24 protein-coding genes and 2 tRNA genes are annotated in these 26,518 nt (G+C 60.4%); 5 read left to right on the forward strand and 21 right to left on the reverse strand.

What is annotated here, in order from left to right; all coding sequences use genetic code 11:
• The first annotated feature begins 2 nt into the window (after window positions 1–2).
• Window positions 3–1,676 (forward strand): choline dehydrogenase, encoded by a 1,674-nt coding sequence (gene betA, locus CXK91_RS00320; RefSeq protein WP_103454445.1) that lies wholly within the window; start codon window positions 3–5, stop codon window positions 1,674–1,676.
• 101 nt (window positions 1,677–1,777) lie between these two features.
• Here the strand turns inward: betA and rimO are convergent, their stop codons facing one another.
• Window positions 1,778–3,100 (reverse strand): 30S ribosomal protein S12 methylthiotransferase RimO, encoded by a 1,323-nt coding sequence (gene rimO, locus CXK91_RS00325; protein WP_103454446.1) that lies wholly within the window; start codon window positions 3,098–3,100, stop codon window positions 1,778–1,780.
• A gap of 257 nt (window positions 3,101–3,357) precedes the next feature.
• On the opposite strand from rimO, the gene CXK91_RS00330 reads away from it, so the two are divergent.
• On the forward strand, window positions 3,358–4,014 hold the full coding sequence (locus tag CXK91_RS00330) for a hypothetical protein (protein ID WP_103454447.1): 657 nt from the start codon (window positions 3,358–3,360) through the stop codon (window positions 4,012–4,014).
• A 27-nt stretch (window positions 4,015–4,041) separates the two neighbouring features.
• Here CXK91_RS00330 and CXK91_RS00335 read toward each other — a convergent pair whose 3' ends face one another.
• The 19 genes from CXK91_RS00335 to CXK91_RS00425 all read right to left on the reverse strand — a co-directional run bounded on the left by CXK91_RS00335 (window position 4,042) and on the right by CXK91_RS00425 (window position 23,650).
• Window positions 4,042–5,112 carry an acyltransferase family protein gene (locus CXK91_RS00335; protein WP_103454448.1) on the reverse strand — a complete coding sequence of 357 codons (1,071 nt, stop codon included), beginning with the start codon at window positions 5,110–5,112 and terminating at the stop codon, window positions 4,042–4,044.
• A 22-nt stretch (window positions 5,113–5,134) separates the two neighbouring features.
• Complete coding sequence (locus CXK91_RS00340; RefSeq protein WP_103454449.1) at window positions 5,135–6,208, reverse strand: glycosyltransferase; 1,074 nt, start codon at window positions 6,206–6,208, stop codon at window positions 5,135–5,137.
• Between the two features lie 12 nt (window positions 6,209–6,220).
• Window positions 6,221–6,430 (reverse strand): hypothetical protein, encoded by a 210-nt coding sequence (locus CXK91_RS00345; RefSeq protein WP_103454450.1) that lies wholly within the window; start codon window positions 6,428–6,430, stop codon window positions 6,221–6,223.
• A gap of 39 nt (window positions 6,431–6,469) precedes the next feature.
• Complete coding sequence (locus CXK91_RS00350) at window positions 6,470–6,709, reverse strand: hypothetical protein (RefSeq protein ID WP_256055775.1); 240 nt, start codon at window positions 6,707–6,709, stop codon at window positions 6,470–6,472.
• A 123-nt stretch (window positions 6,710–6,832) separates the two neighbouring features.
• The gene (locus tag CXK91_RS00355) at window positions 6,833–8,038 is read right to left on the reverse strand and encodes a glycosyltransferase family 4 protein (protein WP_103454452.1); all 1,206 of its coding nucleotides are present in this window, start codon (window positions 8,036–8,038) and stop codon (window positions 6,833–6,835) included.
• Between the two features lie 49 nt (window positions 8,039–8,087).
• Complete coding sequence (locus tag CXK91_RS00360; RefSeq protein ID WP_103454453.1) at window positions 8,088–9,125, reverse strand: acyltransferase; 1,038 nt, start codon at window positions 9,123–9,125, stop codon at window positions 8,088–8,090.
• A gap of 54 nt (window positions 9,126–9,179) precedes the next feature.
• Window positions 9,180–10,286, reverse strand: a complete 1,107-nt coding sequence (locus CXK91_RS00365) for a glycosyltransferase family 4 protein (protein WP_103454454.1) — start codon at window positions 10,284–10,286, stop codon at window positions 9,180–9,182.
• Window positions 10,287–10,465: 179 nt separating this feature from the next.
• Window positions 10,466–11,782: a hypothetical protein gene (locus CXK91_RS00370; protein ID WP_181003892.1), complete on the reverse strand. Its 1,317-nt coding sequence runs from the start codon at window positions 11,780–11,782 to the stop codon at window positions 10,466–10,468.
• 25 nt (window positions 11,783–11,807) lie between these two features.
• Complete coding sequence (locus CXK91_RS00375) at window positions 11,808–13,106, reverse strand: hypothetical protein (RefSeq protein WP_103454456.1); 1,299 nt, start codon at window positions 13,104–13,106, stop codon at window positions 11,808–11,810.
• Entirely contained in the window at window positions 13,000–14,310 is a 1,311-nt protein-coding gene (locus CXK91_RS00380) for a glycosyltransferase family 4 protein (RefSeq protein WP_103454457.1), read from the reverse strand. The genes CXK91_RS00375 and CXK91_RS00380 overlap by 107 nt, the downstream gene beginning before the upstream one ends.
• 60 nt (window positions 14,311–14,370) lie before the next feature.
• Window positions 14,371–14,880 (reverse strand): transcription/translation regulatory transformer protein RfaH, encoded by a 510-nt coding sequence (rfaH, locus tag CXK91_RS00385; protein WP_103454458.1) that lies wholly within the window; start codon window positions 14,878–14,880, stop codon window positions 14,371–14,373.
• Window positions 14,881–14,935: 55 nt separating this feature from the next.
• A complete protein-coding gene (locus CXK91_RS00390) occupies window positions 14,936–15,679 on the reverse strand; it encodes a WbqC family protein (protein WP_103454459.1) in 744 nt (247 codons plus the stop codon).
• A 22-nt stretch (window positions 15,680–15,701) separates the two neighbouring features.
• Window positions 15,702–17,912 (reverse strand): polysaccharide biosynthesis tyrosine autokinase, encoded by a 2,211-nt coding sequence (locus CXK91_RS00395; RefSeq protein WP_103454460.1) that lies wholly within the window; start codon window positions 17,910–17,912, stop codon window positions 15,702–15,704.
• Window positions 17,913–17,963: 51 nt separating this feature from the next.
• A complete protein-coding gene (locus CXK91_RS00400) occupies window positions 17,964–18,896 on the reverse strand; it encodes a glycosyltransferase family 2 protein (RefSeq protein ID WP_103454461.1) in 933 nt (310 codons plus the stop codon).
• Window positions 18,865–20,427: a lipopolysaccharide biosynthesis protein gene (locus tag CXK91_RS00405; protein ID WP_103454462.1), complete on the reverse strand. Its 1,563-nt coding sequence runs from the start codon at window positions 20,425–20,427 to the stop codon at window positions 18,865–18,867. The genes CXK91_RS00400 and CXK91_RS00405 overlap by 32 nt, the downstream gene beginning before the upstream one ends.
• Window positions 20,428–20,450: 23 nt before the next feature.
• Window positions 20,451–21,632 carry a DegT/DnrJ/EryC1/StrS family aminotransferase gene (locus tag CXK91_RS00410; RefSeq protein WP_102819863.1) on the reverse strand — a complete coding sequence of 394 codons (1,182 nt, stop codon included), beginning with the start codon at window positions 21,630–21,632 and terminating at the stop codon, window positions 20,451–20,453.
• A gap of 75 nt (window positions 21,633–21,707) precedes the next feature.
• Window positions 21,708–22,472, reverse strand: coding sequence for a hypothetical protein (locus CXK91_RS00415; protein WP_103454463.1), 765 nt, complete (start codon window positions 22,470–22,472; stop codon window positions 21,708–21,710).
• Window positions 22,473–23,327: 855 nt separating this feature from the next.
• A tRNA-Met gene (locus CXK91_RS00420) sits at window positions 23,328–23,404 on the reverse strand.
• A gap of 169 nt (window positions 23,405–23,573) precedes the next feature.
• A tRNA-Met gene (locus tag CXK91_RS00425) sits at window positions 23,574–23,650 on the reverse strand.
• Window positions 23,651–24,044: 394 nt separating this feature from the next.
• On the opposite strand from CXK91_RS00425, the gene CXK91_RS00435 reads away from it, so the two are divergent.
• The 3 genes from CXK91_RS00435 (at window position 24,045) to CXK91_RS00445 (ending at window position 25,760) form a co-directional block, all read left to right on the forward strand.
• Window positions 24,045–24,362 carry a hypothetical protein gene (locus tag CXK91_RS00435; RefSeq protein ID WP_058066005.1) on the forward strand — a complete coding sequence of 106 codons (318 nt, stop codon included), beginning with the start codon at window positions 24,045–24,047 and terminating at the stop codon, window positions 24,360–24,362.
• Window positions 24,363–24,392: 30 nt separating this feature from the next.
• On the forward strand, window positions 24,393–24,695 hold the full coding sequence (locus tag CXK91_RS00440) for a hypothetical protein (RefSeq protein ID WP_103454465.1): 303 nt from the start codon (window positions 24,393–24,395) through the stop codon (window positions 24,693–24,695).
• Window positions 24,696–24,785: 90 nt separating this feature from the next.
• Complete coding sequence (locus tag CXK91_RS00445) at window positions 24,786–25,760, forward strand: tRNA dihydrouridine synthase (protein WP_103454978.1); 975 nt, start codon at window positions 24,786–24,788, stop codon at window positions 25,758–25,760.
• A gap of 5 nt (window positions 25,761–25,765) precedes the next feature.
• Here CXK91_RS00445 and CXK91_RS00450 read toward each other — a convergent pair whose 3' ends face one another.
• A complete protein-coding gene (locus tag CXK91_RS00450) occupies window positions 25,766–26,512 on the reverse strand; it encodes an SDR family oxidoreductase (protein ID WP_103454466.1) in 747 nt (248 codons plus the stop codon).
• Window positions 26,513–26,518: the final 6 nt, after the last annotated feature.

A 26,518-nucleotide genomic window follows, 5' to 3' on the forward strand; every position in this document is an offset into this window, starting at 1 on the left:
CCATGGAATACGACTACATCATCATCGGCGCCGGCTCGGCGGGTAACGTGCTCGCCGCGCGCCTGACCGAGGACGCCGACGTCAGCGTGCTGCTGCTGGAAGCCGGCGGCCCGGACTATCGGCTGGATTTCCGCACCCAGATGCCCGCCGCACTGGCGTATCCGCTGCAGGGCACGCGCTACAACTGGGCGTACAAGACCGATCCCGAGCCGCACATGAACAACCGCCGCATGGACTGCGGTCGCGGCAAGGGCCTGGGTGGTTCGTCGCTGATCAACGGCATGTGCTACATCCGCGGCAACGCCCTGGACTACGACAACTGGGCCAAAGCACCGGGGCTGGAGGACTGGACCTACCTGGACTGCCTGCCGTACTTCCGCAAGGCCGAGTCTCGCGACATCGGCCCCAACGACTACCACGGCGGCGACGGCCCGGTCAGCGTGACCACACCCAAAGCCGACAACAACGAGTTGTTCCACGCGATGGTCGAAGCGGGCGTGCAGGCGGGCTTCCCGCGTACCGATGACCTCAACGGCTACCAGCAGGAAGGCTTCGGCCCGATGGATCGCACCGTGACGCCGCAGGGCCGGCGCGCCAGTACCGCTCGCGGCTATCTGGACCAGGCCAAGGAACGGCCGAACCTGACCATCCACACCCATGCCGTCACCGACCGCGTGTTGTTCGAGGGCAAGCGTGCCGTCGGGGTACGTTACCTGCGCGGCCGCGAGCAGCCCCACGTTGCGCGCGCACGCCGTGAAGTGCTGCTGTGCGGCGGCGCCATCGCTTCGCCGCAGATCCTGCAGCGTTCGGGGGTCGGCCCTGGCGCGTTGCTGAAGAAGCTCGGCGTCACGCTGGTGCAGGAGCTGCCCGGTGTCGGCCAGAACCTGCAGGATCACCTGGAGATGTACCTGCAGTTCGAGTGCCTGAAGCCGGTGTCGCTGTACCCGGCGCTCAAGTGGTGGAACCAGCCGGCGATCGGCGCCGAGTGGCTGTTCCTCGGCAGCGGCATCGGTGCCAGCAACCAGTTCGAGGCCGGCGGCTTCATTCGCAGCAGCGACGAGTTCGAATGGCCGAACATCCAGTTCCACTTCCTGCCGGTGGCGGTCAGCTACAACGGCAGCAATGCCCATGACGGCCACAGCTTCCAGGCCCACGTCGGCTCGATGCGTTCACCCAGTCGCGGTCGTATCGAGATTCGCTCCACTGATCCGCGGGTCGATCCCAGCATCCTGTTCAACTACATGGCCCACGAGCAGGACTGGCGCGAGTTTCGCGATGCCATCCGCATCACCCGCGAGATCATCTCGCAGCCCGCGCTCGACCCCTACCGCGGCCGTGAGCTGAACCCGGGTGTGGAAGCGCAGAGCGATGCCGAGCTGGACGCCTTCGTCCGCGAGCACGCTGAGACGGCCTATCACCCGTCCTGCTCGTGCAAGATGGGCACCGACGACATGGCCGTGGTTGACGGTCAGGGTAGGGTGCATGGGGTGGACGGGCTGCGCGTGGTGGATGCCTCGATCATGCCGCAGATCATCACCGGTAACCTCAACGCCACCACCATCATGCTGGCCGAGAAGATCGCCGACCGGATTCGCGGTCGCGAGCCGTTGCCGCGCAGCACGGCGAGCTACTACGTCGCCAACGGCGCACCGATGCGGCAACCGCCGCAGCGTTGACGGACCTGCAGTCCGTCGGTGGAGAAGGCTTCGCCGAGGACTGGTTGCACAGAAATGAAAACGCCCCGCTAGTGCGGGGCGTTTTCGTGTGGCGGAACAGTTCAGATCACTTCGGCCCAGAGGTCGTACTCGTCGGCGTTGGTGACGCGTACGCGGACCTTGTCGCCCGGCTGCAGTGGCTGTTCGCTGTCGACGTAGACCATGCCGTCGATCTCCGGGGCATCGGCCCAGGAGCGTCCAATGGCGCCGTCTTCATCCACTTCGTCGATCAGTACCTCCAGCTCCTGGCCGACCTTGCGCTGCAGGCGCTCGGCGCTGATGGCCTGCTGGTGCGCCATGAAGCGGTCCCAGCGCTCCTGCTTGATCTCGTCCGGCACCGGCTCCAGGCCCATGACCTCGGCCGGTGCGCCTTCGACCGGCGAATACTGGAAGCAGCCGACGCGGTCGAGCTGGGCTTCGGTCAGCCAATCGAGCAGGTACTGGAAATCTTCTTCGGTTTCGCCGGGGAAGCCGACGATGAAGGTCGAGCGAATGGTCAGCTCGGGGCAGATCTCGCGCCACTTCTTGATGCGCGCCAGGGTCTTGTCTTCGAAGGCCGGGCGCTTCATGGCCTTGAGCACTTTCGGGCTGGCGTGCTGGAAGGGTATGTCCAGGTACGGCAGGATCTTGCCGGCGGCCATCAGCGGGATCACGTCGTCGACATTGGGGTAGGGGTAGACGTAGTGCAGGCGCACCCAGACGCCCATCTTGCCCAGCTCCTCGCACAGCTCGAGCATGCGCGTCTTGACCGGCTGGCCGTTCCAGAAATCCAGCTTGTACTTGAGGTCCACGCCATAGGCGCTGGTGTCCTGGCTGATCACCAGGACCTCCTTCACACCGGCCTTGACCAGGCGTTCGGCTTCGCTGAGCACGTCACCGACCGGCCGGCTGACCAGCTTGCCGCGCATCGACGGGATGATGCAGAAGCTGCACGTATGGTTGCAGCCCTCGGAAATCTTCAGATAGGCGTAGTGGCGCGGGGTGAGCTTGATGCCCTGCGGCGGTACGAGATCGACGAAGGGGTCGTGCTCGATGTTCGGCGGCACCGCTTCGTGCACGGCGTTGACGACCTGCTCGTACTGCTGCGGCCCGGTGACTGCCAGCACGCTGGGGTGTACGCCGCGGATGTTGTTCTCGTCCACGCCCATGCAGCCGGTGACGATCACCTTGCCGTTCTCGGCGATCGCCTCGCCAATGGCGTCCAGCGATTCGGCCTTGGCGCTGTCGATGAAACCGCAGGTGTTAACCACCACCACATCGGCATCCTCGTAGGACGGCACGATCTGGTAACCCTCCATGCGCAGCTGCGTGAGGATGCGTTCAGAGTCGACCGTTGCCTTGGGGCAACCCAAGCTCACGAACCCGACTGTTGGCGTTTTGCTCATCGACTTTGAACCTCGAAAACCGCGTATGAAAAAGGCGCGCGAGTATATAGAGCTGAGCATTTTTTAGCCAGACTGGATGCGCCTGGGCTCGACCGTTCAGCGGTTTTGCCGGTCCTCTGCCACGGCAGCGAGCGAGGCGGCACGGTGATCTGGCTGGACTAACCTCCACATTCATTGGCCGGCACGAGGCGGTCGTGCTGCATGAGGTATCAAAACGCTATCATTGCCGTCTTAATTAAACCGAGCAAAGGGACTTCATGAAAACGTTGCTATCGAACTGTCTGGCGATTACGGCCGCCATGGTTTTCTGTACGGCCGCATTCGCCGAGGATGCGCTATTCAAGGGGTATATGTATGGCGCGCCGTTCAGCACACACAGCAATCAGGAAGGCTATTACGATTGTTCTGCAGAAATTGGCGCCACCGCACTGTGCGTGGATGACGTCAAGTTCGTAGGTCACTCTTTTACCGCAGCCTTACTGTTTTCCGGCGACAAGCTTTATATGGTCAGCCTGCTGTCCACTTTTGAACAGCAGGCCTATGTGCAGGCGGTCGCTGCGCTGGCTAAGTCCTTCGCCCTTGTTTCCCTGGCCGATGCCAGCTCGCAGCTCGATCTTCTTGATCTGGATCGTCGCAACAACCGGCAGGATTTCGCTGCCAAGTTGTCGAGTTACGAAAGCGTGGCGGCTAACGCGGGCAACCTTACCTATACCTTCATCGAAGGCCTGGATCGGGCCAAGAAGCACCCTAACGTCACAACAGCAATAGGCGCCGCCAAGGACAACACCCGTGTTGCTGAGCTGGTGATAATGGATGATGGTGCCGACTCGATTCTCGCCATCCGCTTTTCCTTTCCCAAGCTGGAGGCCAGAAAGCTCAAGGACGCGCTCGCCAGTCCCGTAGAGGATTTCTAACGGACACACGCGGGCGTTTTTAACCGGTCAGCGATTGGCGGTCGCAACTGCCGTCGCTGCTGAGCGTCGCTGGCGCGGCAGATAACGCTTGAGCGTCAACGCCGGTGATTCGATCAGGTGCCAGGACAATGCGGCGGCGGCCAGGCTGGTAATGAAAGCCAGGAGCATGAACGGAATCAACGGCAACTGGCCTTGGGTCCAGTGCATGATCAGCTGCTGGATTGGAAAGCTGAAGATATATAGCCCGTAGGAGAAGTCGCCTGCCTTGCCGAACCCGGCCAGCCGAGGGATGCGCAATTGCGCGAGGTATAGCGTGAGGTAGGGTAGGGTCAGCACATGCATCAACTGCCAGTAGTCGCTGCGTGCGCTGAGCAGGTTGATAACCACCAGCAGCGCGGCAAGCTTCCAGCTCCAGACGATGCGCTCGCGGTATAGGTAGAACGCCACCCCCGCATAGAAGAACATCCCTAGCCGCGTCGCTTTGCGCAACAGGTCGGCTTGCACCTCGTAGGTCGGAATGAGGTGGAAATGTGCGGCCATCATCAGTGCCAGCCCTACCAGGGCGGTACTGCGGCCAAAGACCCTGAGCAGGCCCAGTGTCAGTACCGTGGCGTACATCAGTACCTCATAAGGCAACGTCCATAACGAGCCGTTGACTGTGTACTGGAACGGGTTGGATTCAAACACCCCGGGCAGGCGGAACTCGGTGATCAGTAGCACGTTGCCCAGATAGCTCAAGGTGTCCGGGGCAGCAATGTATTCGCGCAGGGGCAGGTGGGTTGCTAGCGGGCCGACCACCAGTACGGCGAAAAGCACGGAGACGATCAGTGCCGGAAGAATGCGCAGCGCCCGTTTGGCGACGAACTCCAGCACGCTGCGACTGTTCAGCCAGGAGGCAGCGATGAGAAAACCGCTCATGACGAAGAACACGTGTACGGCGATGTCGGCCGAATCGTAACTGCCGCTGAACAGCCGCATCGGTTCATTGGCACCTCGGCCGGACAGCCAGAAGCTGTGGCCGAATACCACCATCGAAGCGGCGAAGAAGCGCAGGAAATCGAAGTTGTTCTCCCTGTGCGCCATGGTTGACGTATGCATCGAAACCTCCTTGTAAACGCGATCAGCGCAGTGGGAACGCCTGGCTCATGCCTAGCGTGCGGCTTTCGCCGTCACGGATGGCTTGCTCGATCAGTTGCAGGCGTTGCGCGGCATGCCGCCGTCGCGCCACATGGCGTAGTAGGCCAAGGAAGATCCACCGGTTCAGGCGATACATCCATGGCGTCGCCACCCAGACGTAGGTGTCGAACCAGGCCTGGTTGCGGGCGGTGTAGTAGGCGCGGAAATCGGAGTCGCCCAGCAGGAAGGCCTCGTAGATGTTGCGGGTGTGGGCCTTGATGTTCCAGGACAGCTCCAGCTCGTCGATCAGTGCGTCGGTGACTAGCCGCAAGCGGCCGCCCTTGGCAGTGATGCGGCGGGTGTATTCGGTGTCGTCGGCATACAGCACCAGCTCGCGCAACGGCACGCCGATGGCTTGATAAAGGCTGCGGTGAGCGAGCATGCCGCCGTAGGGCGCGAACGGCAGATCAATGGCTCTGGGCGGTGTGCCCTTCGGCCGGCCCCAGGGTAGACGGCGCCAGAGCTTGTAGGGCAACTGCGCCACGTGGAAGCCGAAGTAGCTGGAGCGCGGCTGGATGACGAAGTGCTTCGGTACTCCGCGAGCGACGTCCTCCTGCTGGCTGGGCCGAAAGCCCAGTACAGCGGCGCGATGCAGACCTACATCGTTACCCAGCAGCGCCAGCTCCTCGTGTAGCAACCGCACGGCAGATGCGGTCGGTGCGTTGTCGTCGTCCATCATCCAGATGTACTGCGCGCCTTCGGCGAGCGCAGCTTCCAACCCAACCGCATAGCCGTTTGCCGAACCGGTATTCTGCGCAAGCGGGATGACCCGCACCTGGCCGGGCCAGCGGCTGGTCAGTTGCTCGAGTGGTGCAGCGGACGCATTGCTGACCACCACCACACGGGCGATCTGCTCGAAGGCGAAGGCCTGTTCAATCAAGCGTCGCAGGTAGATCAGTCGATCTCCGTAGGTCACTGTGACGATGGTCGTTTGCCGTCTTAACGGTGCCTCACAAGGGGTGGTTACGACTGGCTGTGCACCCTGGGGGCAGGGCTCGATGCATGCTGTATTCGGCACGGGGATGTCTCCTCAACTCTGTTCTGGCAAGGCGAGCGGGGGGCAGAAGGGTTGCGCTTCGACTACCGAGTCCTGTTCATTAGGGCTGAAGAAGGCGTGGAAGATGCGGATGAATCCTCCTCCCGAGCTGCTGCCTGGCGCGTCTGGTGCCGGGATGACTTCGGTGTAGGAGTAGCCATCGGCTTGAATCAGCGACGTTCTGGATAGATCTTTTGTGCTCATGCTGTGGCTCCTGAGTAGCCGGGTGCTGCGATGCCTTGTTCAGAATGAATAGCGCCTGCCGTCCATGGGCACAGACCAGAACGAACCGGAGGCCGGCTCGGCAAATCGATGCTGCTGTTGGCCGGGTGCCGGGCTGTTGTGCTGCTCGGCCTGGGACGAGGCACAGCGCTGCGGGGCACCACCCGGTGTCGGGCTAAACGCCATGACGCTGGTGGTGGCATCGCAGACGACGGTATGGCTGTCCGGGTTGGCGGACGTATCAATCAGCGACTCGTTCACAACTGCCGCGCTTGCGGGCGCAGTCGTTATGACGAGGGCGAACCCGAGCGCGCGGGTCGCTCTCATCCACTGCTTTACTGTGTTCATCCTTGAAACCTCGTAAATGAATGTGCGTGGACGTTTTCACGCCTGCTTGATGGGCACCACTGCGGCCGGATAGATCAGTGAGCCAGGCGGTGGCGAGGAGACGAAGCCCTCGCCGTTGTAGGCCTTGGCTTCACGCAGCCGTGCTTCAACGAAGGCGCGGATTTCCAGCTGAAAGCGCTCGCTGGAAAAACGCTCGGCATTACTGCGGCAGTTCGCTGCGCTGATGCGCGAGCGCTGGGCTTCGAACTCGGCAACGGCATCGATGATCGATTGGGTGGTCTGTTCCGGGTAGAACACGCCGGTCGGGTCGGGATGCTCTAGGCCGCGCACGGTTTCCAGCACGCCGCCACGACCGAAGGCGATGACCGGTGTGCCACAGGCCTGTGCCTCGATCGGAGCAATGCCGAAGTCTTCCTCAGCGGCGAAGACAAACGCTTTGGCGCGCTGCATATGTCGCAGCAGCATGTTGAAGCTTTGGTAGCCAAGCAGGCTTACATTGGGGCCTGCCGCTTCGCGAGCCTTTTCCATCTCCGGCCCGGTGCCGATCACGATCAGGCGCTTGTCCGGCATCGCCGCGAACGCCTCGATGATCAGCGGGATCTTCTTGTACGGCACCATGCGCGAGGCGGTCAGGTAAAAGTCCTCTTTGGCCTCGTGGAGGGTGAACTGGCGGGTATCCACCGGCGGGTAGATCACCGTGGACTGGCGCCGGTAGCTCTTGTTGATGCGGCGGCCGATGAAGTGCGAGTTAGCGATGAACTCATCGACGCCGCTGGCAGTTCGCTGATCCCACATGCGCATGTAATGCAGCAGCATGCGCGCGAGCTTGGCCTTGATGCCGTACTCCAGGCTGGCCTCGTGCAGGTACTGGTGCTGCAGGTCCCAGGCATAGCGGATCGGCGAATGTACATAGCTGATGTGCAGCTGGTTGGGGCCAGTTAGTACACCTTTGGCCACCGCGTGGCTGCTGGAAATGACCAGGTCATAAGAGGACATGTCCAGCTGCTCGATGGCCAGTGGCATCAGCGGCAGGTACTTCTGGTAATGGGTGCGCGCCTTCGGCAACCGCTGGATGAAGGTGGTGGTGGCGCGTTTTCCACCGAGGTGAGCACGGTCTTCGTCGGAAAGAAAATCGATGACGGCGAACAGGTCGGCGTCTGGCCAGACGGCGCACAGGCCGGCGAGCACGCGTTCGGCGCCGGCGTACGTCACCAGCCAATCGTGAACGATGGCAACTTTCATGGCATGACATCCTTGATCGAAAAAGAGAAGAGCGGCAAGGCAGCAATGCTTAGCGGCCGTGCAGACGTACCAGTGGCATCAGGTTGTGTTGTCCCGTCAGGCGCTTACCGGCATGAGCCACCGGCAGGTCCAGCAGCTGACGGCAGAGCTGGGCACTGCCGAGTGCCAGCAGCAGGCCGAGAGCAGTGCCAGCGAGGTCCGCGGATGGGCCGGTCAAGCCGAGTGCCTGGGTCAGCAGGTGGCTCAGCCGATGCATCGCCGGCAGCAGCAGATAGAGCGAGTAGCTAAGGCTTCCGAGCCAGACGAGTGGTGGCGCCCGCAGCGGCAACCGGCTGGTGAGCAGCAGGAAGGTCACGATGGCCAGGGCATAGGTGAACAGGTCCCGAGGCCAGGCGTTTTCGTCCGCAGTCCAGCCAGCCAGGAAGATGATCGGCAGCACCAGCAGGTAGACCCTTAGCGTGTAGCGCGCATATTCGCGGGCTCTTCTGCGTGCATAGCTGCTGCTTTCATGCTTGGCCTCATACCGGAGTGATGCGAAGAACATCAGCGATAGCACCAGCGGTAGCGTGACAGGCAGCTCTTCGCCCATCAGCTGCCGCGTCACGGCAAGCAGCAGCGCGACAGCCAGCAGAAGGAGTGCGCAGCTGGCCCGCAGGCTTACGCTGTGCAACAGACCGAGCACCTGCAGCAGCAGGCACAGCCCGTAGAACAGCAGGATTGGCGGCAGTGCCCCGTAAGCGCCGATGACCTCGAATGCCGTAGCGCTGTCTGGCGCTGCTGCCACACCCGGCAGCCAGGCCGATGCTGTCGGCAGCAGAATGGCTGTCAGCAGCACCGCCAGCAGGTAAACCGGCAGCAGCCGCAGCAGGCGGCGGATGGCGAAACCTCGCCCGCCGTCTGCACTGGCGTGCAGACTGGCCGGTACGACGAAACCGCAGCACAGTAGAAACCAAAGTATCGCCAGCAGCCCAGGGTCCAGGGCGTGCTGCAGTGTCCAGCCGCCCAGAAGCGGTATCAGTAGGGCCTGGAAAATCAAAAGTATCGCCGCGCTGCCACGTAGCGCGTCGATATGCGCCAACCGTTCCATGGTCTGCCTCGCTTGATTGATGGGATTGAATGTCGAAACAGCATTGGCCAAACGTCAGGAGCGGTCCGATGACCAGACGACGAAGGTCGGCGGGCTGGGCCTGCCCATCAGCGCCTGATCGATCAGCTGCGACACGGTCTGCGCCGAGCGCTTCCAGGAGTAGCGCTCCACGTTGGCCAGCCCGAGGGTGCGCAGATCGTCGCGCAGCCGCGCGTCCTGCAGCACATGGCGCATGCAGCGGGCGATGTCTTCGATGTTCAGCGGCTCGAAATAGAGCACGCTGTCTCCGAGCACCTCGGGAATCGAGGCAGCCCGTGCCGCGATCACCGGGCAGCCGCAGGCCTGTGCCTCCAATGGTGGAATGCCAAACCCCTCGTATAGCGAAGGAAAGACGAACGCTGAGGCACCCTGGTATTCGCGTACCAACTGCTCATCGTCGAGTCGGCCGAGTACCCGCACACGGGTGTCGCCGCCAACACTGCAATTGGTACCGGAAAAGACCGAGTGCGAATCGCCGACGATGTGCAGCTCCACCTCATCGAAGCCTTCGAGGCTGAGGAATGCCGCCACCATTCGCGTGAAATTCTTGTGCGCATTCGGCGAGGAAACCGCCAGCAGGTAAGGCCTGCCGCTGTGCTTGCCCTGCGCGCCGCGCGGAGGATGAAATTTCGCCGCAACCGCATTCGGCACCACGCAGATCTTTTCGCTCGGGTAGCCGTAGTAGCGGGCAATTTCCTTGCGCGAGAAATCACTGACGGTGATCAGCGCCTTGATCCGCTTGAGCAGCAACGGCGTAAGGCCTTTGTAGAGGCTGCGGAAAGTACGCGAATAGCTCTCCGGGTGGCGGACGTAGGTAATGTCATGATGCGTGGCTACCTGATTGCTGTAGATCAACGGTGCCGTGTTGCACAGCGAAAGCAGCGGAGGATGCCCGTTACGCGACAGCCACAAGGGCAGATCAAGCTGTTCCCAAAGGTGACCACGGTTGCGACCGATGCGACGCACCTGTAGACGTTCGGCGCTGACGTGCATATGGATGTCGTGAGGGGCGACGAATGTCAGGTCTTTGCGCATGGCAGCAAGCTCCAGACAGACCTGTTCGGCAAAACGTTGTACGCCGCGGGTTTCCTGAGTCAGGAAACGAGCGTTGATCGCAATCATGAGCGGCTCTCCTTGCGGGAAGGTGCGTCGTTTTTAGAAGCGACGATGACGAGAGATCATTGCGCCGCCGGTGAGCAGCGGCGCAGGGTCAAAGCAGAGTGGTCAGCGCCGTGGCGATTGGGTTGTCATACGCGCCTGGAATGCAGCGGACAGAGGTGCAAGCGGTGAAGCGATTCCATTCAACCTTCGGGCGGCACCGCTCGCAGGCTGACGATCTTCGGAAATCCCGTCAGCTCCACCGTGGCGCTGCAACCACGATCTTTGCCTGGGCATTGCCACTCGGTGCTGGTGGTGACTCGTCCGTGCTGTGGCTGTGCGGTATCGATCAGAGCGACCCGGCCAGCTTCCTGCGTGCTGGCTTGCAGCTCGACCGAGCGCGGTTTGCCGGTGCTCCATGCCACGATCCGTTCATCCTCGCCGCGGGCAAAGCGCAGCATTACTACCTCACCCCTCGCGTGCTGCTCTCGTCCAACGAAGGCGTAGGTGCTGACGATTTCGCTTATGGCGCTGAGTACCAGATAGGCTGGTTTAACGGTGAAGTCCTGCCGAACCAGACCGAAGTTGTGCTCGCGCTCGGTCTTGTCGGTGCCATCGTTTCTGAAGTCGTACCACCACATGCCCTTGATGCTGGGCAGCGTTTTGGCAAGGAAGAAGCTGCGTGCGAGGTAGGCGGCCTGCAGGGTCTCGTCGATGCCGCACGCGCCTTGATGCGACGGCCAAGCCATTTCGGTGAGATAAAGCGGCACCGGCCGCCCGGCGGCGCGGGTCAGGTCCTTGTCGACCTCGGTCATCCATTCGATCCAGGCTTCAGGTGTGTTACGTCGCCAGCCTCGGCAGTGCACGTAAGGGTGTAGCGACAGCCCATCCACCGATTGCATCAGCCCGTTTTCCAACAGGCGCAGGGCGAAGCCAGACTCGATGCCCTGGGTGGTCACGGCGCCCGCGAGCACCTTGGCATTGGGTGCCCGCTGCCGAATGATGCCCGATGCGTCGGCGATGAGCCGCGCGTAATCCTGGGTGAATTCTGGATCGCGCGGGTCTTCGACGTCCCATTCGTTCCATATCTCGTAATAGGCCACCTGGCCTTTCAGCTGGTCGGCAATGAATTCGACGTAACGGTTGAACGCTGCCCTGACCGGCTCGCTGCGGGGCTTTTGCCCCCCACCGTAGTGGGAATTGCCATAGCCGAGGATGAACTGCGTGCTCAGCCCATGGCGTGCTGTTTCCTTCAGGTAACGGTGCCAGCTCGGCTCGATCTTCAGCTGTCCCGGCTTGCGTTCGACATAAGCCCAGTGGGCGTCGGTACGCACGGAGGTGATGCCTGCATCGCGCATCATCGCGTAGGCGCGCCCGCTGGGATCGCCCCTGTGCAATTCATGGGCGCAGACGCCGACAACGAAGGGGTCCTCGGTGGTGGTCTGGGCTAAGCCATGCAGGGAGTGGCCGAGCAGGCCGCCGAGCAGCAGAGCGTTCAGCAGGGAAGAGCGCATCGTCATGTGGATCATCCGTGAAGGTTGGTGCTCAGGTGAGGTGCTGCAGTTCAGGAAGCCGTTGTGCCGACAGGCTGTTGGCCGAGGCCCGGGCCGGGGACAGCACGTGAGAGATGGCCAGCCCGAGGAAAAGTGTGGCGATGGAAACTTCGAGTACATCCGTGGCCCAGGCCACCAGACAGATGCAGAAGACGATCGGCAGCAGGGCGCTGCGCAGCCGCGGCCCACGTTCATGCAGACGCAGCATGAGCGGAAAGGTCAGCAGGTAGAGCAGCACGCCGAACACGCCGAGCATTCCCCACAGGTAAAGCGCGGTGCTGTCGGCAATGCTCAGCAGCTCGAGTCCCGGTAATGGGTAGACCTGGCCGGCGCTGCCCACTGCACCGAATCCCGCGCCCCACAAGCCCCAACCTTCGCGGCTGATTACTTCGATGAAGTTCGGCCAGCTGTTGATCAGCCGGTCGGCGAAGGACGCCAGCAGGGTGCCGTTATTGGCTGCGTTGGGGTCCAGGCTCAGCACCAGGCTTGCCAAGGGCAATGCAAGGCCAACCAGCACCGCGACGAGGAAGGCGGTCGCGCTGGCAAAGCGGTAGGCCGTCACGAACAGCATCAATAGCGTCAGCACGTAGGCTGCGGCTGTGGATTTGTTGGTGGTGAGCACGATGCCCACCAGCGCAGCGACGTAGAGCATCAACCGTAGCAGGCGTGACCGGGTGAAGGCGGCGATGAACAGGCTGTATACCGCGATCATCACCGACAACGCCGTGGACATGCGGGCGAAGCCGCCGATGCGGTCGATGTCGTCGAACGCCCAGGATCGGTTGGCGCTCAGTTCCACTTCGCCGACCATGTAGCTATAGCCCTTCCATGGCACGCTGGTCAGCAGGTCGAGGGCGATGCCAACGAACGATGCGATCAGGCAGAAGCCGATGATCCGCCGCAGTAGTGCCAGCCGTAACTCCAGATGACGGCCGCAGATCAGACCGAACAGCAGTGGTATGTAAATGAATAGGCTGAAGCCGATGTTGGCCAGCTCCGCACCGTGCATCAGTGCCAACTGGCTCGATGTGACAAGTCCCAGCAGCACCAGCCAGAACAGCGGCCAACCTCGATAGCGCAACAGTTCCAGGCTCAGGGCGAGCAAGCAGGCTACTTTCGGTAAGTACAGCAGCCAGGAGACTCCGGCCATATCGAAGTAATAGCGCAGCGCCCCGGAAAAGGTTTCAGTCAGCAGCAGCGAGGCGACGACTAGCGTCAGCAACGTCGGCTTGTCGAAGGCCAACGGATTCGAGTCGCGTTGCCGCGGGGTAATCAGCAGGCTCTGGGTCATGGTGGGTCCTCGTTCCCTGAAGTGTTTCGCGCAAGATGGCTTGGTACTGATCCAGCATGCGTTCCATATCCAGCAGCGGCAGCACACTGGCTCGAGCCTGACTGGCCAGCTTCTGGCGCATTGCGCCATCGATATAGAGCCAGAGCATGGCGATGCCGAGTGAGTCGGGATCATCGGGCGAGCAGAGCAGACCGTTACATTCGTCGCGGATGATCTCCGGCAGCCCGCCCATGTTGCTGGCGATCACCGGCAGGTGGTTGGCGCAGCCCTCGACGGCGACTAGGCCGAAGGGCTCGGCCCACAGCGATGGCACTACCAGCACATCGATGCTTTGCATGAACTCGTCGCTGTCGCAGTAACCGAGAAAGCTGACCTTTTTCGGATCGGCCATAGCCTTGAGCTTGGCCTCGTAGTCAAGCTTTCCGCGCCCGGCGATGTCCAGCCGGGCATCGATGTCCAGCCGCTGAAACTGCTCGATCAGCCAGCCGACGCCCTTGTTCTCCGAAAGTGTGCCGATGTAGCCGAAACGCAGCGGGTAGTTGCAGCGCTGCTTCGGCTTGCGGCCGTGGCCAGGATTTGCCGGCGTGCAGTTGTGCACCACGTGTTGGCGGGCGCCGCTGAAGTAGCCCTGTTCGGTGATTCGTTTGAGCACGAAGCGGCTGACGCCGATCACCGTGGCGACTTGGGTCGAGGCGCTGGCGTGGCCGAGGCGGAAAACCGAGCACAACCCGCACTGGCGCTGGCAGCATCTGCCGCGGTTGAACATGGTGTCCTTTGGGCAGAGCAGATAAAGGTCGTGCAGCACCTGAACGATGGGCAGGCCCGCGGCGGCGATTTCGTCCCAGACGGAAATCGACCAGCCGGTGAGGTTGTTGGCGACGACGATATCCGGTTGCACCTGCTCGATCACCTCGCGTACGTAGCGGCGCATGTCGTTGTTGTAGCGATCACGATAGTGCCAGCCGAGCCGGGCGACGTGGCTGGGGCGCTGCTGTGTGTAATGCCAATAGATGTTCGCCAGGCGCGCGCGGTAGACCCGTACGCCGTCCTGGCACTGCATGTTCAATCCGGCATCCGGGCCGGTTGCCAGTACCGCCACCTCGCAACCACGACGCTGTAGTCCCTCTGCCAGGTGGCGGAGGATGACTTCCGCGCCGCCGCCGACATGCGGGGGGTAGAACGCATTGAGGAATAGGATCTTCATCGGTTGGCTCGCTGATTGATCCTGTCAGGCTGCTCGGAGGCGCCGAAGCACCTCGCCTGGTCAGGAATAGCACTGGAGATAGCGGGTGGGCACCCGGACTTTCTGTTCACGCTGCAGCAGGTTGAGCAGGATGACGGAACGCTCCTCGCCGTCGCTGCTGACGAAAATCGCTTCGATCTCACTGAAGCTGCCGCCACTTAGCTGTACCCGATCTCCGGGGGTGAACGGCCTGGCCGGCGTGTCCTGCTCCTGGGCGAGGCGCTGTCGCAACTGCTCGATCAGCTCGTCGCGCACCGCTGTGGGCTGGCCGCCGAAGCTCACCACACGACTGACGCCGCGGGTGGAGCGAATCGGGTACCAGTTGTCATTGATGCAATCCAGGCGGATGAACAGATAGCCCGGAAACAGTGCTTCGCCGGTCCTGAAATTTGATGAGCCGCGCAATGGCGGCGGCGCTTTGATCGGCCGGTAGCACTCGAAGTGCTGGCGCAGCAGGTGCTCCTCGGCGCGGGCTTCCTGGCGTGGTTTGGTCTGGATCAGATACCAGCGTGCGGTTTTGCTCGGTGTCATGAGGATGTCCTTCCCTGAGTGGCCTGCTCGAATCCCGATGGCAGGCTGAATGTTGTCAAGCCAGCGTCAGCGTTGCCCTTTTTTCATGACCTTCGAGCACGCTGAAGCGCTGTAACAGGTCCTTGAGCGTCTCGCGGCTGTTGAACATCAGTACATCGATGATCGACAACGACGGCACGAATGGATGTTTGAATTGCGGGTAGGCAATGTCGTCCATGCGCAGGAAACGCAGCAGCAGCCCGTCGGCGCGGAAGCGGGCAGGGCAGTACAGGTCCATGCCACCGATGGGGTTCAGGTATAGCTCACCATCCATACGATGGGTGATCTGGATGACCCGGTCCTGCATCTCCATCTTCGCCGGCAAGCCTAGGCTGGAGCCGCGATAGATCGGCGTGCGGATATTCAGGTAGGCGCAAAGGCAGCGCAGGGCGTTCTCGGTAAACAGCGCCAGGTTGCGTTCCGGGCAGTGCAGGATGCCGTGGATCAGCGGCAGCACCGTGTCGCGGTGTGGCGCCTTGGCGTAGCAGCGTTCGAGCATCGTCAGCAGCGCATCGGCTTCCTTGTCAAAGTCGTCACAGAGCCAGCGCTCGTTGATGCGCTCGGTCTGATGGCCCTTCTTCAAGGGGAAGGTGATCAGTTTGGGTTGACCGTTGACCAATATGCGGTTGCGGTTCATCCATGAGCCTTTGACGAACTGCAGGTCGTCCCCCAGGACGAACACGTCGCTGAGGGCAATCAGTTGAAAGTAGCCCATGTATGGAAATAGGTAGGGCTGCATCATCGAGACGGTTCTGAGCACGGCGCACCTCCTTGTATGGCGTTCAAGCTTGCTGGGTATAGGTGTAATAGCCGTAGGCACCGCTGTCATAAGGTGACGTCGACGCCTTGCGCTTCACGGCATTGAGGATCACGCCCTTGAGGATCACGCCGTTTTGCGCAAGGCGGCGTTTGGACGCATCGATCTGCGAGCTCGTACTAATCCCGAAGCGGGCCACCAACAGGTTGGTGCCGGCTTGCTGGGCGACCAACACCGCATCGGTGACGGCCAGCACGGGTGGCGTGTCGATGATGATGAAGTCATACAGGCGCTCTGCTTCTTTCAGCAGCCGGGAGAAGTTGTCATGCATCAGCAACTCCGATGGATTCGGTGCCGAGAAACCGGCGGAGATGAAGTGCAGGTTCTTCAGCTCTGTACGGTTGCTGACTTCCGCCAGCCCCAGGCCGCTGGCCAGTGCATCCGACAGCCCGTGGCGTGGCGCAATGCCGAACAGTGTGTGCAAGTAACCGCGGCGCATGTCGGCATCGATCAACAGCACGCGCTGCCCGGTCTGCGCGATGACGGCGGCGAGGTTGCTGGATACGAACGACTTGCCCACCGCGGGGGTAGGGCTGGTGATCATCAGCACCTTGTTGCGCGCCTCGAGCATGGCGAACTTGAGGCTGGTGCGCAGGCTGCGCAGCGATTCGACGGCCAGATCGGTCGGCTCGGTCAGGCTTAGCAGTCGGGTCTTGCCGTCGCGCGTCTTGCGGCTGCGGTTCAGTTGATCCTGGGAGGCGCTGTAGGGCAGGCCGGCATATACCGGAACGCCGAGCTTTTCGATGACGTCCGGGCTCTCCACGCCACGGTAGAACGCCTGGCGAAGCAGGATCACCGCTGCCGAAACCAGTAAGCCGACGAGAATGGCAATAGCCACAACCAGGGGGCGAACCGGCTTTGAGGGCTTCTCGATCATTGAGTAGGCGTTGTCGATGATGCGCACATTGCCGATGGTGCCGGCGCGCAGAATGTCCTGCTCCTGCGCCTGGTTCATCAGCAACGTGTAGGTTTGGGTCGTGACTTCCATGTCACGTTGCAGGCGCAGCAACTCCTGCTGCGTCATGGGTAAAGCGTCGACCTTCTTCATTAGCTGGGCTTTCTGCGCCTGCAGCTCGTTCATCTGGGTGATCAGCGTGCGGTAGGTCGGGTGTTCGCGGGTGTAGAGCCGGTCGTAATCCACACGCTTGAGCGTCAGTTCGGAAATCTGCGTCTCCAATGCGACGATCTGGTCCAGCACGCCCTTGGTCTCGATGCTGATATCCACCGATTTGGAGCTGGTCTGATAGCTGTTCAGTGCCGCTTCGGCCTTCTCAAGCTCCTTGCGCACCTGTGGCAGTTGCGAGCGGAGAAACTCCAGGCGCTGAGCCGCCTCGGCCGAGCTGCGCTGAATGTTCTGGCTGACGTACAAGCGGCTGATTTCATCGAGAACCCGGTTGGCCAGCTGCGGGTCGGGGTCTTCCAGAGACATATAGATGATCCCGGAATCCTTGCCGGCCTCGCCGACCTTCAGGCGGTTCTGGTAATCCAGTGCCGTGGTCTGCGGGCGATTCCTGACCAGCAGGAATTCGGTACCGGCGCGCGCTTGCAGGTCGGCGACCTGCACCTTGAAGCCCTGGCTTTCCACAGCCTGGTTTACCTGGCCACGCAGAAGCAGCTGCTGTTCGTCGTCATACAGGCTGAAGTTGTCGGCATTGCCGGCAACCAGAGTGAGCTCCATGCCCAGATAGGCCTCCGGGACATCAAGCTGGAATACGTCGAGCTTTTCCCCGCCCCAGGCATATCCGGCCAACCCGAACAAGGGCGCAGCCAGAGCGCCATCGGTCGCGGGATCGTGTTTGCGAGCCATGTAGGCGCCAATCACCGGGAAGTGCCGCGGCTTCGCAACGATATAAAGCTTGAGCTCTTCGACCGCCCTGCCCAGCACGGCACGGGATTTGAGCAGCGATATCTCGGTGACCGCCTGGGATACCGAGTCTGGTCGCGCCGATATTTCCGGTACGCCTGTGATCGCGCCTTTTTTGGGTTCGATCTGGATCATCGCAGTGGCCTGGTAGATTGGCGTGGCGATCAGGGCGTAGGCGACGCCAAGCGCGGCGAACAGCCCCGTGATGGCAATGATCAGCGCCTTGTGGTCGAAGGCCGTGCGCATTATTGCGGCGAGATCGATGCGGTTGTCCGCGTCGTATTCCAGTGAAGAGCGGGTCAAGGCAGTCATTGGGAGTCCTTCCTCATGTTGCGAGTTTGCGAAGATCCGGGTCTGGGCTGATCAGCTCTTGGCCAGCCTGGGGCTCAACCTGCGCAGCAGGTTGAGGGTGATGTTCTGGGCGATCGTGGACAGCGCCTGCAGCTTGCTGAGCGGAGAGATCAGCGACAGACACTCACCGAATATCTGAACCAGGAAGTATTCGTAGAGCGGGCGGTTACCGATGCGGTTGTAATAGCGCGCCAGCGAGTAGTGGGCGTGCATGGCCATCTGGATGCGCTGTTTGCTTGGCCGCATGGAGAAGATGCCGCCTTCATGGACGCGGTAGGCAGCCGGGCTGATTTCTTCCATGAACTTGCCTTTGCCGTAGGCGCCAAGCAGCGACCACCAGCAAATATCCAGTACTTCCACGCCGAGCAGTTCCGGCGGTAGTTCCTGGATAAGGTTGCGAAAGCAGACGGTTAGTGTGGAAAGTGGGCGACCCTGCATCAGCTCGAGAGCGGTGGCATCCTTGCGCAGTTTTCCAGTCAGCTGCGGGCTTTGAATGATGCCCTGGCTGTTGAACATGAATGCATCGTGATAGGTGATGACGTAGTCGCGGTGCTGTTCGAGGAAATCCACCTGCTGTTGCAGTTTGCTTGGGTCGGTCCAGTAGTCGTCGCCTTCGCAATAGGCAATGTACTTGCCGCCCGCCCGAGCGAACAGGCGCGTGCTGAACGGCACGCCGAGGCTGAACTGGTTCTGGGTCTGGTAGATCGGCTTGATGATGCGTGGGTAGCGCGCCGCGTAGTCGGCAATGATCGCAGCGGTGGTGTCGGTCGAAGCGTCGTCATGGACGATCACCTCGAAGGGAAAATCCGTTTCCTGCTGGAGAAAGCTTTCCAGCGCCTTTCTGATAAACGATGCATGGTTGTACGCCAGGCAGACGATGCTCAGCAGCGGTTCGGTCTTGCCGCCCCAGCGTTCAATCAAGGCTTGCTCGCTCTTCAATTCCATTTTTGGATGCTCGCTTGGTGATAAGAAGGTAAAGCGTCAGTACCAGGGACTTCGAGCTGGCAGCGACTGCCAGCAGGCAGATCAGCCCGCTCATGGTGAGCGCCGCCAGGATGTCGAAGCGGTTATCGCTGGCGATCAGCGCGAACAGCGGCTCGCTGATTGCCAGACCGATTAAGGTCGCGGCGGTGATCCGCAGCATGTCGCGCACCCAGATGCCTTGCAGACCCGGAGCAAAGCGCCGGTGTACCACTGGAGGCCAGATCGCGAAGGTCGTCAGGCGCAGAAAGAACCAGGCCACCGCAGCGCCGTAGGCGCCATGGACAAGCGCGGCGTAAACCACGATCGGCACGCTGATGGCGGTGGAAGTCACGCTGTACCAGATGTGCAGGCGCAACTGGCCGTAGGCATATTGCAGGTAGAACTGGAACGCGCTGACTGCCATCAGTGCACTGCCGGGCACGTACCAGAACAGCATGGGTTCGCTCCATTGGGCGGCTGCCGCGTCACCGGTCCAGGCGAAGATCAACGACTGTCCGTGCCAGGCGATCACTGCGGCCATCGGAAATAGAACGCTGCAGACGAAGCGGCTGGCGTTGAGGTATAGCCGCTCCATGTCGGCGATTCGGCCTTCGGCGACGAGTACGGTCATGCGCGGCAGCAACGTTTGCACCAGCGGATTGGTCAGGGTCATGATCCCGGTGGTGATTAGCGCCACCAGCGAGAAGTAGCCGTACTCCTTGAGCAGCAACACCTTGGAAAGGAGCACTTTGTCCAGCTGAGTCAGCACGATCCATAGCAGCGAGGAGAAACACATGCCGCCGGCAAACGGGAGGATCGGCCGGACGACCTGCCAGTCGATGCCGGTGAACAGCCGTGGACCGGACAGCTGGACGTACGCCTTGCTGGCAAATGCCAGCGTTTCCACCAGGGCGACGGCCGCTTGGAACAGGAAGAAGTCCAGCGGGTCTTGCGAGACGTAGGCGACCAGAAACAGCCCGCCGAAATAACGCAGGGTGGCGATCAGCATGTTCGCGGCATTCAGCCAGCCATGCAGCTCCACGCCCTGCAGGCCGCTCTTGTACAGCGTTGCATATAGACGTAGGCCGACCATCAGGCCCATCAGGCTGATGCACTGCATGATGGTTCCGGTACTGAGCTCACGAGCCTGTAGCCACGTCTGTGCGATCCAGCCGCTGGCGAGAAAAATAGCCGTGCACGTGGTCAGTACGATCGGCAGCAACAGAAGTTCGAAGGAGCGCAGTAAACGCCCGGCGGGCCCCGGTCCGGCCATCAGTTCGGCTTGGCCCCTATAGTGCGCCACCTGGCGTACCAGTGCCGGCGACATCCCGGCATCAAGTAGCTGCAGCCAGGCTTGAAGCACGGCGAAGAAGCCGATCAGGCCATACGCCTCTGCTCCCAGATGCGCCAGATAGAAAGGCAGAATCAGAATGCCGATCAGCAGGGCGTAGGCCTGGCCAAGGTAATTCAGGCCGGTGTTTCGGATCACCGATAGCCGCTTGGGATCTGACATAAGCTGTGAGTAGCCTCGATAAATCAGGAAATGTGTTTGCACTCCGTAGCGGATATGGGCTCGGCGACGCCGAGCATCCCGAACGCTTCGACGAACGGCTGAAACAGCGTACGGCTCGACTGCGAGCTGTGAACCGACTCCTGAATCAGTGTCTGCACGACCATCTCCTGCACCTTGCGCGGCAAACCTGGATAAATCGGCAGGCACATCACCCGGCGGCTCAGTGCGCGGGAGCGGGGCTGCGGCGTCTGTGGTTGCAAGTGCTCAAGCGTGTCCAGCGAGGGGTAAAAGTAACGCCGCGGATTGACACCGTTTTCATTCAGCTGCGAGCGGCAGCGCAGAAGTTGGTTTTCGTCATCGAGTGCGATAGGGAAATAGCTGTAGTTGCATTGAGATTCGGGTTGTAGCAACTGCAGGTCAAAATGGTCGGCAAGGCGTTTTTCATAGCGTCGACCGATCTCGGCGCGGCACTCGAGAATGAGTTCGATGTCATCGAGCACGCACATGCCCATGGCTGCGGAAAACTCATTGAGCTTGGCATTGATGCCAATGCCTTCGATCTGATCGGTGTCGACGATGCCGAAATTACATAGCAGCCGTACCCGGTCGGCCAATTCGTCGTCGTTGGTGACGATGGCTCCGCCCTCTATGGTGTGAAACAGTTTGGTGGCGTGAAAGCTGAGGGTGCTGATGTCTCCCCATTTGTAAACGGACTGTCCTTTATGGCGAACGCCGAACGCATGTGCGCCGTCATAAACAACCTTCAGGTTGTGTATGCGCGCAATCTGCTCAATACGCTCCACATCACAGGGATTGCCGAATACATGGGTGGCAACTATGGCGGATGTGTCCTGTTGTATATGGCGCTCGATCTGGTTCGGGTCAAGATTCCATGTGGCCGGATCAATGTCGGCGAAGATCGGTTTAATGCCTTCCCACTGTAGCGAGCTGGTGGTGGCCACGAAACTGAACGGAGTGGTAATTGCACTGCCATTGATTCCAAGTGCCCGATAGGCAATCTGTAGTGCAATGGTTCCGTTGTTGGTGAGAATGATGTTCCTCACACCTAGATAATCTTTCAGTCGTTGCTCGAGGGCGGTTACAAGTGGCCCGTTATTGGTGAGCCAGCCAGTGTTGTAGATTCGGTCGATATAAGCTTTGAGTTTGTTTTTGCTGCCCAGGTAAGACTTGGTGACATTTATCATGGTGATTTCCTTATCGAGGCTTTCAGCCATCCGGCTGTTATTCAGCACGCGCGCTCATGAGAGCAGCACGCTAACTCAAACCGGCTGGTGGGCACCAATCACACTGGCGCGCCGTGCTCTGCGCTGGTTATGCCTGAGGATCATTCGAGTAAGCAGGCTCCCAGCATGCGGATCACCGAAGTGGAATATCGCGGTTGCGCGTAGCTTCGCCGGATCGCAAGGCTCGTTGGCATGCAGCGATCGATAGCCCCAGAACAGGTAGAGATTGCCTGGCACCAGTTGCAGGCGCTGCGGCTTGAGAAGACCGATTGCGATCGCTCGAGTAACCAGCTTCCGGCTTAGGCTGTTCTGCAGCAGTACCTTCTCCAGCACGTTGAACAGCACGTATTTGCGGACTTTGCGAAGGTTGGGAAACAGCAGAAGATCACCGCGTTCCTCGCCTTCACGCGGTATCTCAACCGGAAGCAACGCGGTAACCAGCGAGGCGTCAAAGTGAAAACAGTTCGACTCCTTTCGTCCCGTTTGACCTTGCACGCAGCGCATAACCAGATAAATGCGGTTGCTGTGAGCGGCCATACCTGCACCGATCCGATAGATGTCGGCCAGCAAAGCCCTGAACTCCGGCGCGGCACTCAGTATGGAAAGGAGTGAGCCGGATATTTGTTCTCCGTCGTGAATCGCGAAATACTCCCCGCGATGCCGTTGCGCCTGGTCAAATACCTGCTCACGCAACTCAATTAATTGATTGCTGTTCAGATAACCGGGCAGGCAAGCGAACCCTTTTCGATTTATCTCCCAGGCAATCAGCGCTTTATCCTGAGCTTCCAAGCTATGAAACATGGACACGATAGTTCTCCCTGCATATATGTCAGGCGAAAAAGTTCTACCCATTTGCGTGCTGCGAGTGTTTATCAACGCAGTGCTGTCAGGGATAGTGGAGAAGCGAAGGCGATTCGAGATTGACTAGAGCTAAATGTGATTGCGTTTTCTGCTTTTTATTTTGGTAAAGCTACCGCCACCGGCATGCTAAGCCGTTGCAGGTTACTTGCTGCGTAATGCTTGCCTTTCAGCAGTAGAACTTCTCGTCTATGCGAGTATCGCGAGATTGAGGAATGTTCAGGCAAAGCTACCGCACCCCGGAAACTATCCAGAGGCTTTATACGATACCGATGACGAACAAGCCTACATCGCTACTCTACGGAAGCGCTGCTAATCAGGCAGGGGGTTTAACTCTCGTGTCACAAAACTTGACCTGTCCAGTTGGTCTTAAACTGCTTTGCAACGTATTGCTCCCTGTTGTGAATAGATATCCGTCATAACGTGAACCAAGTCAAGCTGGCGAGCCAAAAAAATGTTGAATCCAGCCATGCCTTGTCAGTCGGGCGCGTTAACATACTGAATTATATTGATTTTTGATTTTGAGGCTGAGCCATGATGACTATCATGGGCCGTTATAGTGAGCGTTATAATTAGCTCCAAGGTGAATAAGAACTCGTCGCCTTACTGGTCTTTAGTATCGATTGCATAAGCGGGAGGCTTATTATTCCGAGGGCATTAGGCAACTACTCTTGGAAAGAGTTAATTCTATGAATGCTTGGGGGATTCGACCGTTAGTCGAAGGGCGCGCACCTGCTGGGGCGGCAAAGAAGACGCTCAAACGAAAAAGGCCACTCGGTTGAGTGGCCTTTTCGTATTTGGTTGCGGGAGCCGGATTTGAACCGACGACCTTCGGGTTATGAGCCCGACGAGCTACCAGACTGCTCCATCCCGCGTCTGTGGGGCGCATTCTACAGTCGGAACACTCGATGTCAATCGAAATGAATAAAAAAGGTTAATTTATTCAAAAGGTTAGCCCGGGTCGCGCGGAGAGGAGCTAGCCAAGGGGATGCGCTTTTTCAGGCGGCAAAAAAAAAGCCACTCATCTGAGTGGCTTTCAAAAATTGGTTGCGGGAGCCGGATTTGAACCGACGACCTTCGGGTTATGAGCCCGACGAGCTACCAGACTGCTCCATCCCGCGATGCGCATTCTACAGCTTTAAATGCTGCTGTCACGGGTTTATTTAAAAAAAACCGCGAGTGCCGGTCAGGCGTGCCAGGAGGGCAGGGCGGGAGCGTCGGTAGGGCCGTGGGATGGGCGTGGTGGGGGAGTGCTGGGTGTACGCGGCTGATGTCGCCGCGCGATCCGCATCATGCCCCAGAGCATGGCGAACGCAACCGTGAGCCAGCCCATCAACATCATTACCAGTATCAGCGCAGGTTCCATCCGGTGGCTCCCTCTGTAAATCCATATTCATCCTTGTTGATGGGACCCCTATGGTGGCAGGCGGTTCCGGTGCCATCGGTCGCCGCGCATTGCACTCCTATTGGCCAGTGCTGCCCAAACCAATAGATGGATCACGGGAGATGCCGATCATGCGTATTTACCTAACTGCTTTACTGTTGGTACTCGCTTCCACGGCGGGTGCACAGGGTGCGATGGCCCCGTCTGCTGAAATGCCGTTAGCGCAGAACACCGGTGCAGCGGACCGCGGGGCAGCCGGAAACGGCTCAATGGGCGTCGGGGATGGTATCGACTACATCGGCGATGATCGAAAAGCGCCTGCGCAACGTAATGGAACCCAACCATCATCTTCAGAGCAGCTCGACAAATCCGCCGAGCCGGGGCACGGCGGTAACGAAACCGATATGGAGCATCGCCGCCGGCCGAAGCTGGAAAAGCGCAGCGATTGACGTTGCTCTTCATTACCCGAGGATGTAGCCATGAATCGAATACTCACATCAGTTGCAGCATTGCTTTTGACCAGTTCTGCCGGCGTTTTTGCAGGCTCGGCGGATAAAACCCACGACAATACCCATCCTCATGGCTCCGCGGATCAGACGTCAGTGGAGTCGAAATCGAATTCCTCGCCGCGTAATGACAAGTCCTCCATTCATGATGATCGCTCCCGCGAGGGCGAGCAGGATGATGATCTGGGCACCATGGGAACAGGCAATACCGGAACAACGGGCGGCATGGGCGCTACCACCGGCACCGATACCATCGGAGGAACGATCGAGGAGTAGCTCGGTTGCCAGAGCTGATAACTCATGCGTGATTCATAAAGAAGGCGGGCATACGTACAATGCCCGCCTTTCATCATGTATTGGCCTGGTATGCAGATCGCTTTGGCTCCCATGGAGGGGCTGGTCGACGGGATTCTACGAGACGTACTAACGCGTATGGGCGGTGTCGACTGGTGCGTCACCGAGTTCATTCGAGTTTCTGATCGTTTATTACCGCAAAGCAGCTTTCGCAAGCTAGCACCTGAATTGCAGGCTGGGGCTGTCACGCGTTTCGGAACGCCAGTGCGTGTCCAGCTGCTCGGTTCTGACCCTATTTGTCTCGCGGATAACGCCGCCTTCGCCGCCTCGCTGGGCGCGCCCGCTATAGATCTCAATTTCGGCTGCCCGGCCAAGACGGTGAACAAGTCGCGCGGCGGGGCCATCCTGCTCAGGGAACCGGAATTGCTGCACGCCATCCTGTGCGAGGTGCGGCGGGCCGTACCTGCGCATATTCCGGTTACCGCCAAGATGCGCCTGGGCTTCGACAGCCCGGACGGTGCACTTGATTGCGCTCGGGCGTTGGTCGACGGCGGGGCGGAGCAGCTGGTGGTGCATGCGCGAACGAAGGTCGAGGGCTACAAACCGCCGGCTCATTGGGAGTGGGTGGCTCGCGTGCAGGAAGTGGTCGCGGTGCCGGTGTACGCCAATGGCGATATCTGGTCCCTGGAAGACTGGCGTCGCTGTCGAGAGGTCAGCGGTGCGGAGAACATCATGCTGGGTCGCGGCCTGGTTTCGCGGCCAGATCTGGCACGGCAGATCGCCGCAGCCAAACAGGGGCAAAACATCGCCGAGATGAGTTGGGCAGAGTTCCAGCCCATGCTGGTCGACTTCTGGCAGCAGGCGCGAGGCAAGATCGCACCACGCTATGCGCCCGGCAGACTGAAGCAGTGGCTGGCCTTGCTTACGCGCAACTACCCCGAGGCGGTGGCGCTGTTCGCCGCACTGCGCCGGGAGAACGATTGCGCGCGGATCGACGCGATGCTCGGGGTCGAAACCGTCGGTATTCCGGTGGCGGCGCTGGGTTAGGCCGATCAGCGTCCGCCGCTGACGTCCAGCAACGCGCCGGTGGTATAGCTGGCGTGCTCACTGGCGAGCCAGAGTATGGCTTTGGCAACTTCCTCGGCTTTCCCGCCGCGGCCCATGGGCACGCTCGCCTTGACCCGCTCGATACGATCCGGCTCGCCACCGCTGGCGTGAATCTCGGTATCGATCACGCCGGGTCGTACCGCATTCACCCGAATGCCTTCGCCGGCCACTTCCCTGGCCAGCCCGACCGTCATGCTGTCGATGGCGCCCTTGGCCGCCGCGTAGTCGATGTACTCCCCAGGCGCGCCAAGTCGCGCGGCGATCGAGGACAGGTTGATGATCGAACCACCCTGGCCTCCATGCTGAGTGGACATGCGCTTGATCGCCTCGCGTGCGCATAGAAAGCTGCCGATGACGTTGGCACCTAGCACGCGCGTCCAGCGGGCGGCATCCATCTGCTCCAGGCGCATTTGCTGTTCGAGCATGCCGGCGTTGTTGATCAGCACGTCCAGGCGGCCGAATTCGTGGTCGATGACATCGAACATGTTCACCACCTGGTTTTCATCGGCGACATCGGCTTTGACCGTGATCGCCGATATGCCCAGCGCGCGAACCTGCTTGAGCACTTGGTTCGCTGCGTCTTCGCGATGGTGATAGTTGAGGCAGATGGCGTAGCCCTGACGTGCCGCCAGTCGGGCCGTTGCCGCCCCGATACCCCGGCTGGCACCGGTGATCAACATGACTCTGGACATGGCTTT

It is taken from the genome of Stutzerimonas stutzeri (genome assembly GCF_002909485.1).
In the GTDB taxonomy this organism is placed as follows: Bacteria; Pseudomonadota; Gammaproteobacteria; order Pseudomonadales; family Pseudomonadaceae; genus Stutzerimonas; species Stutzerimonas stutzeri_AH.

Bases quoted from the DNA above. Each gene is read 5' to 3' on its own strand.
- betA (WP_103454445.1), top strand. From the start codon at position 3: ATGGAATACGACTACATCATCATCGGCGCCGGCTCGGCGGGTAACGTG.
- rimO (WP_103454446.1), bottom strand. From the start codon at position 3,100: ATGAGCAAAACGCCAACAGTCGGGTTCGTGAGCTTGGGTTGCCCCAAG.
- CXK91_RS00330 (WP_103454447.1), top strand. From the start codon at position 3,358: ATGAAAACGTTGCTATCGAACTGTCTGGCGATTACGGCCGCCATGGTT.
- CXK91_RS00335 (WP_103454448.1), bottom strand. From the start codon at position 5,112: ATGCATACGTCAACCATGGCGCACAGGGAGAACAACTTCGATTTCCTG.
- CXK91_RS00345 (WP_103454450.1), bottom strand. From the start codon at position 6,430: ATGAGCACAAAAGATCTATCCAGAACGTCGCTGATTCAAGCCGATGGC.
- CXK91_RS00355 (WP_103454452.1), bottom strand. From the start codon at position 8,038: ATGAAAGTTGCCATCGTTCACGATTGGCTGGTGACGTACGCCGGCGCC.
- CXK91_RS00360 (WP_103454453.1), bottom strand. From the start codon at position 9,125: ATGGAACGGTTGGCGCATATCGACGCGCTACGTGGCAGCGCGGCGATA.
- CXK91_RS00365 (WP_103454454.1), bottom strand. From the start codon at position 10,286: ATGATTGCGATCAACGCTCGTTTCCTGACTCAGGAAACCCGCGGCGTA.
- CXK91_RS00370 (WP_181003892.1), bottom strand. From the start codon at position 11,782: ATGACGATGCGCTCTTCCCTGCTGAACGCTCTGCTGCTCGGCGGCCTG.
- CXK91_RS00375 (WP_103454456.1), bottom strand. From the start codon at position 13,106: ATGACCCAGAGCCTGCTGATTACCCCGCGGCAACGCGACTCGAATCCG.
- CXK91_RS00380 (WP_103454457.1), bottom strand. From the start codon at position 14,310: ATGAAGATCCTATTCCTCAATGCGTTCTACCCCCCGCATGTCGGCGGC.
- rfaH (WP_103454458.1), bottom strand. From the start codon at position 14,880: ATGACACCGAGCAAAACCGCACGCTGGTATCTGATCCAGACCAAACCA.
- CXK91_RS00395 (WP_103454460.1), bottom strand. From the start codon at position 17,912: ATGACTGCCTTGACCCGCTCTTCACTGGAATACGACGCGGACAACCGC.
- CXK91_RS00400 (WP_103454461.1), bottom strand. From the start codon at position 18,896: ATGGAATTGAAGAGCGAGCAAGCCTTGATTGAACGCTGGGGCGGCAAG.
- CXK91_RS00405 (WP_103454462.1), bottom strand. From the start codon at position 20,427: ATGTCAGATCCCAAGCGGCTATCGGTGATCCGAAACACCGGCCTGAAT.
- CXK91_RS00410 (WP_102819863.1), bottom strand. From the start codon at position 21,632: ATGATAAATGTCACCAAGTCTTACCTGGGCAGCAAAAACAAACTCAAA.
- CXK91_RS00415 (WP_103454463.1), bottom strand. From the start codon at position 22,472: ATGTTTCATAGCTTGGAAGCTCAGGATAAAGCGCTGATTGCCTGGGAG.
- CXK91_RS00435 (WP_058066005.1), top strand. From the start codon at position 24,045: ATGCGTATTTACCTAACTGCTTTACTGTTGGTACTCGCTTCCACGGCG.
- CXK91_RS00440 (WP_103454465.1), top strand. From the start codon at position 24,393: ATGAATCGAATACTCACATCAGTTGCAGCATTGCTTTTGACCAGTTCT.
- CXK91_RS00445 (WP_103454978.1), top strand. From the start codon at position 24,786: ATGCAGATCGCTTTGGCTCCCATGGAGGGGCTGGTCGACGGGATTCTA.
- CXK91_RS00450 (WP_103454466.1), bottom strand. From the start codon at position 26,512: ATGTCCAGAGTCATGTTGATCACCGGTGCCAGCCGGGGTATCGGGGCG.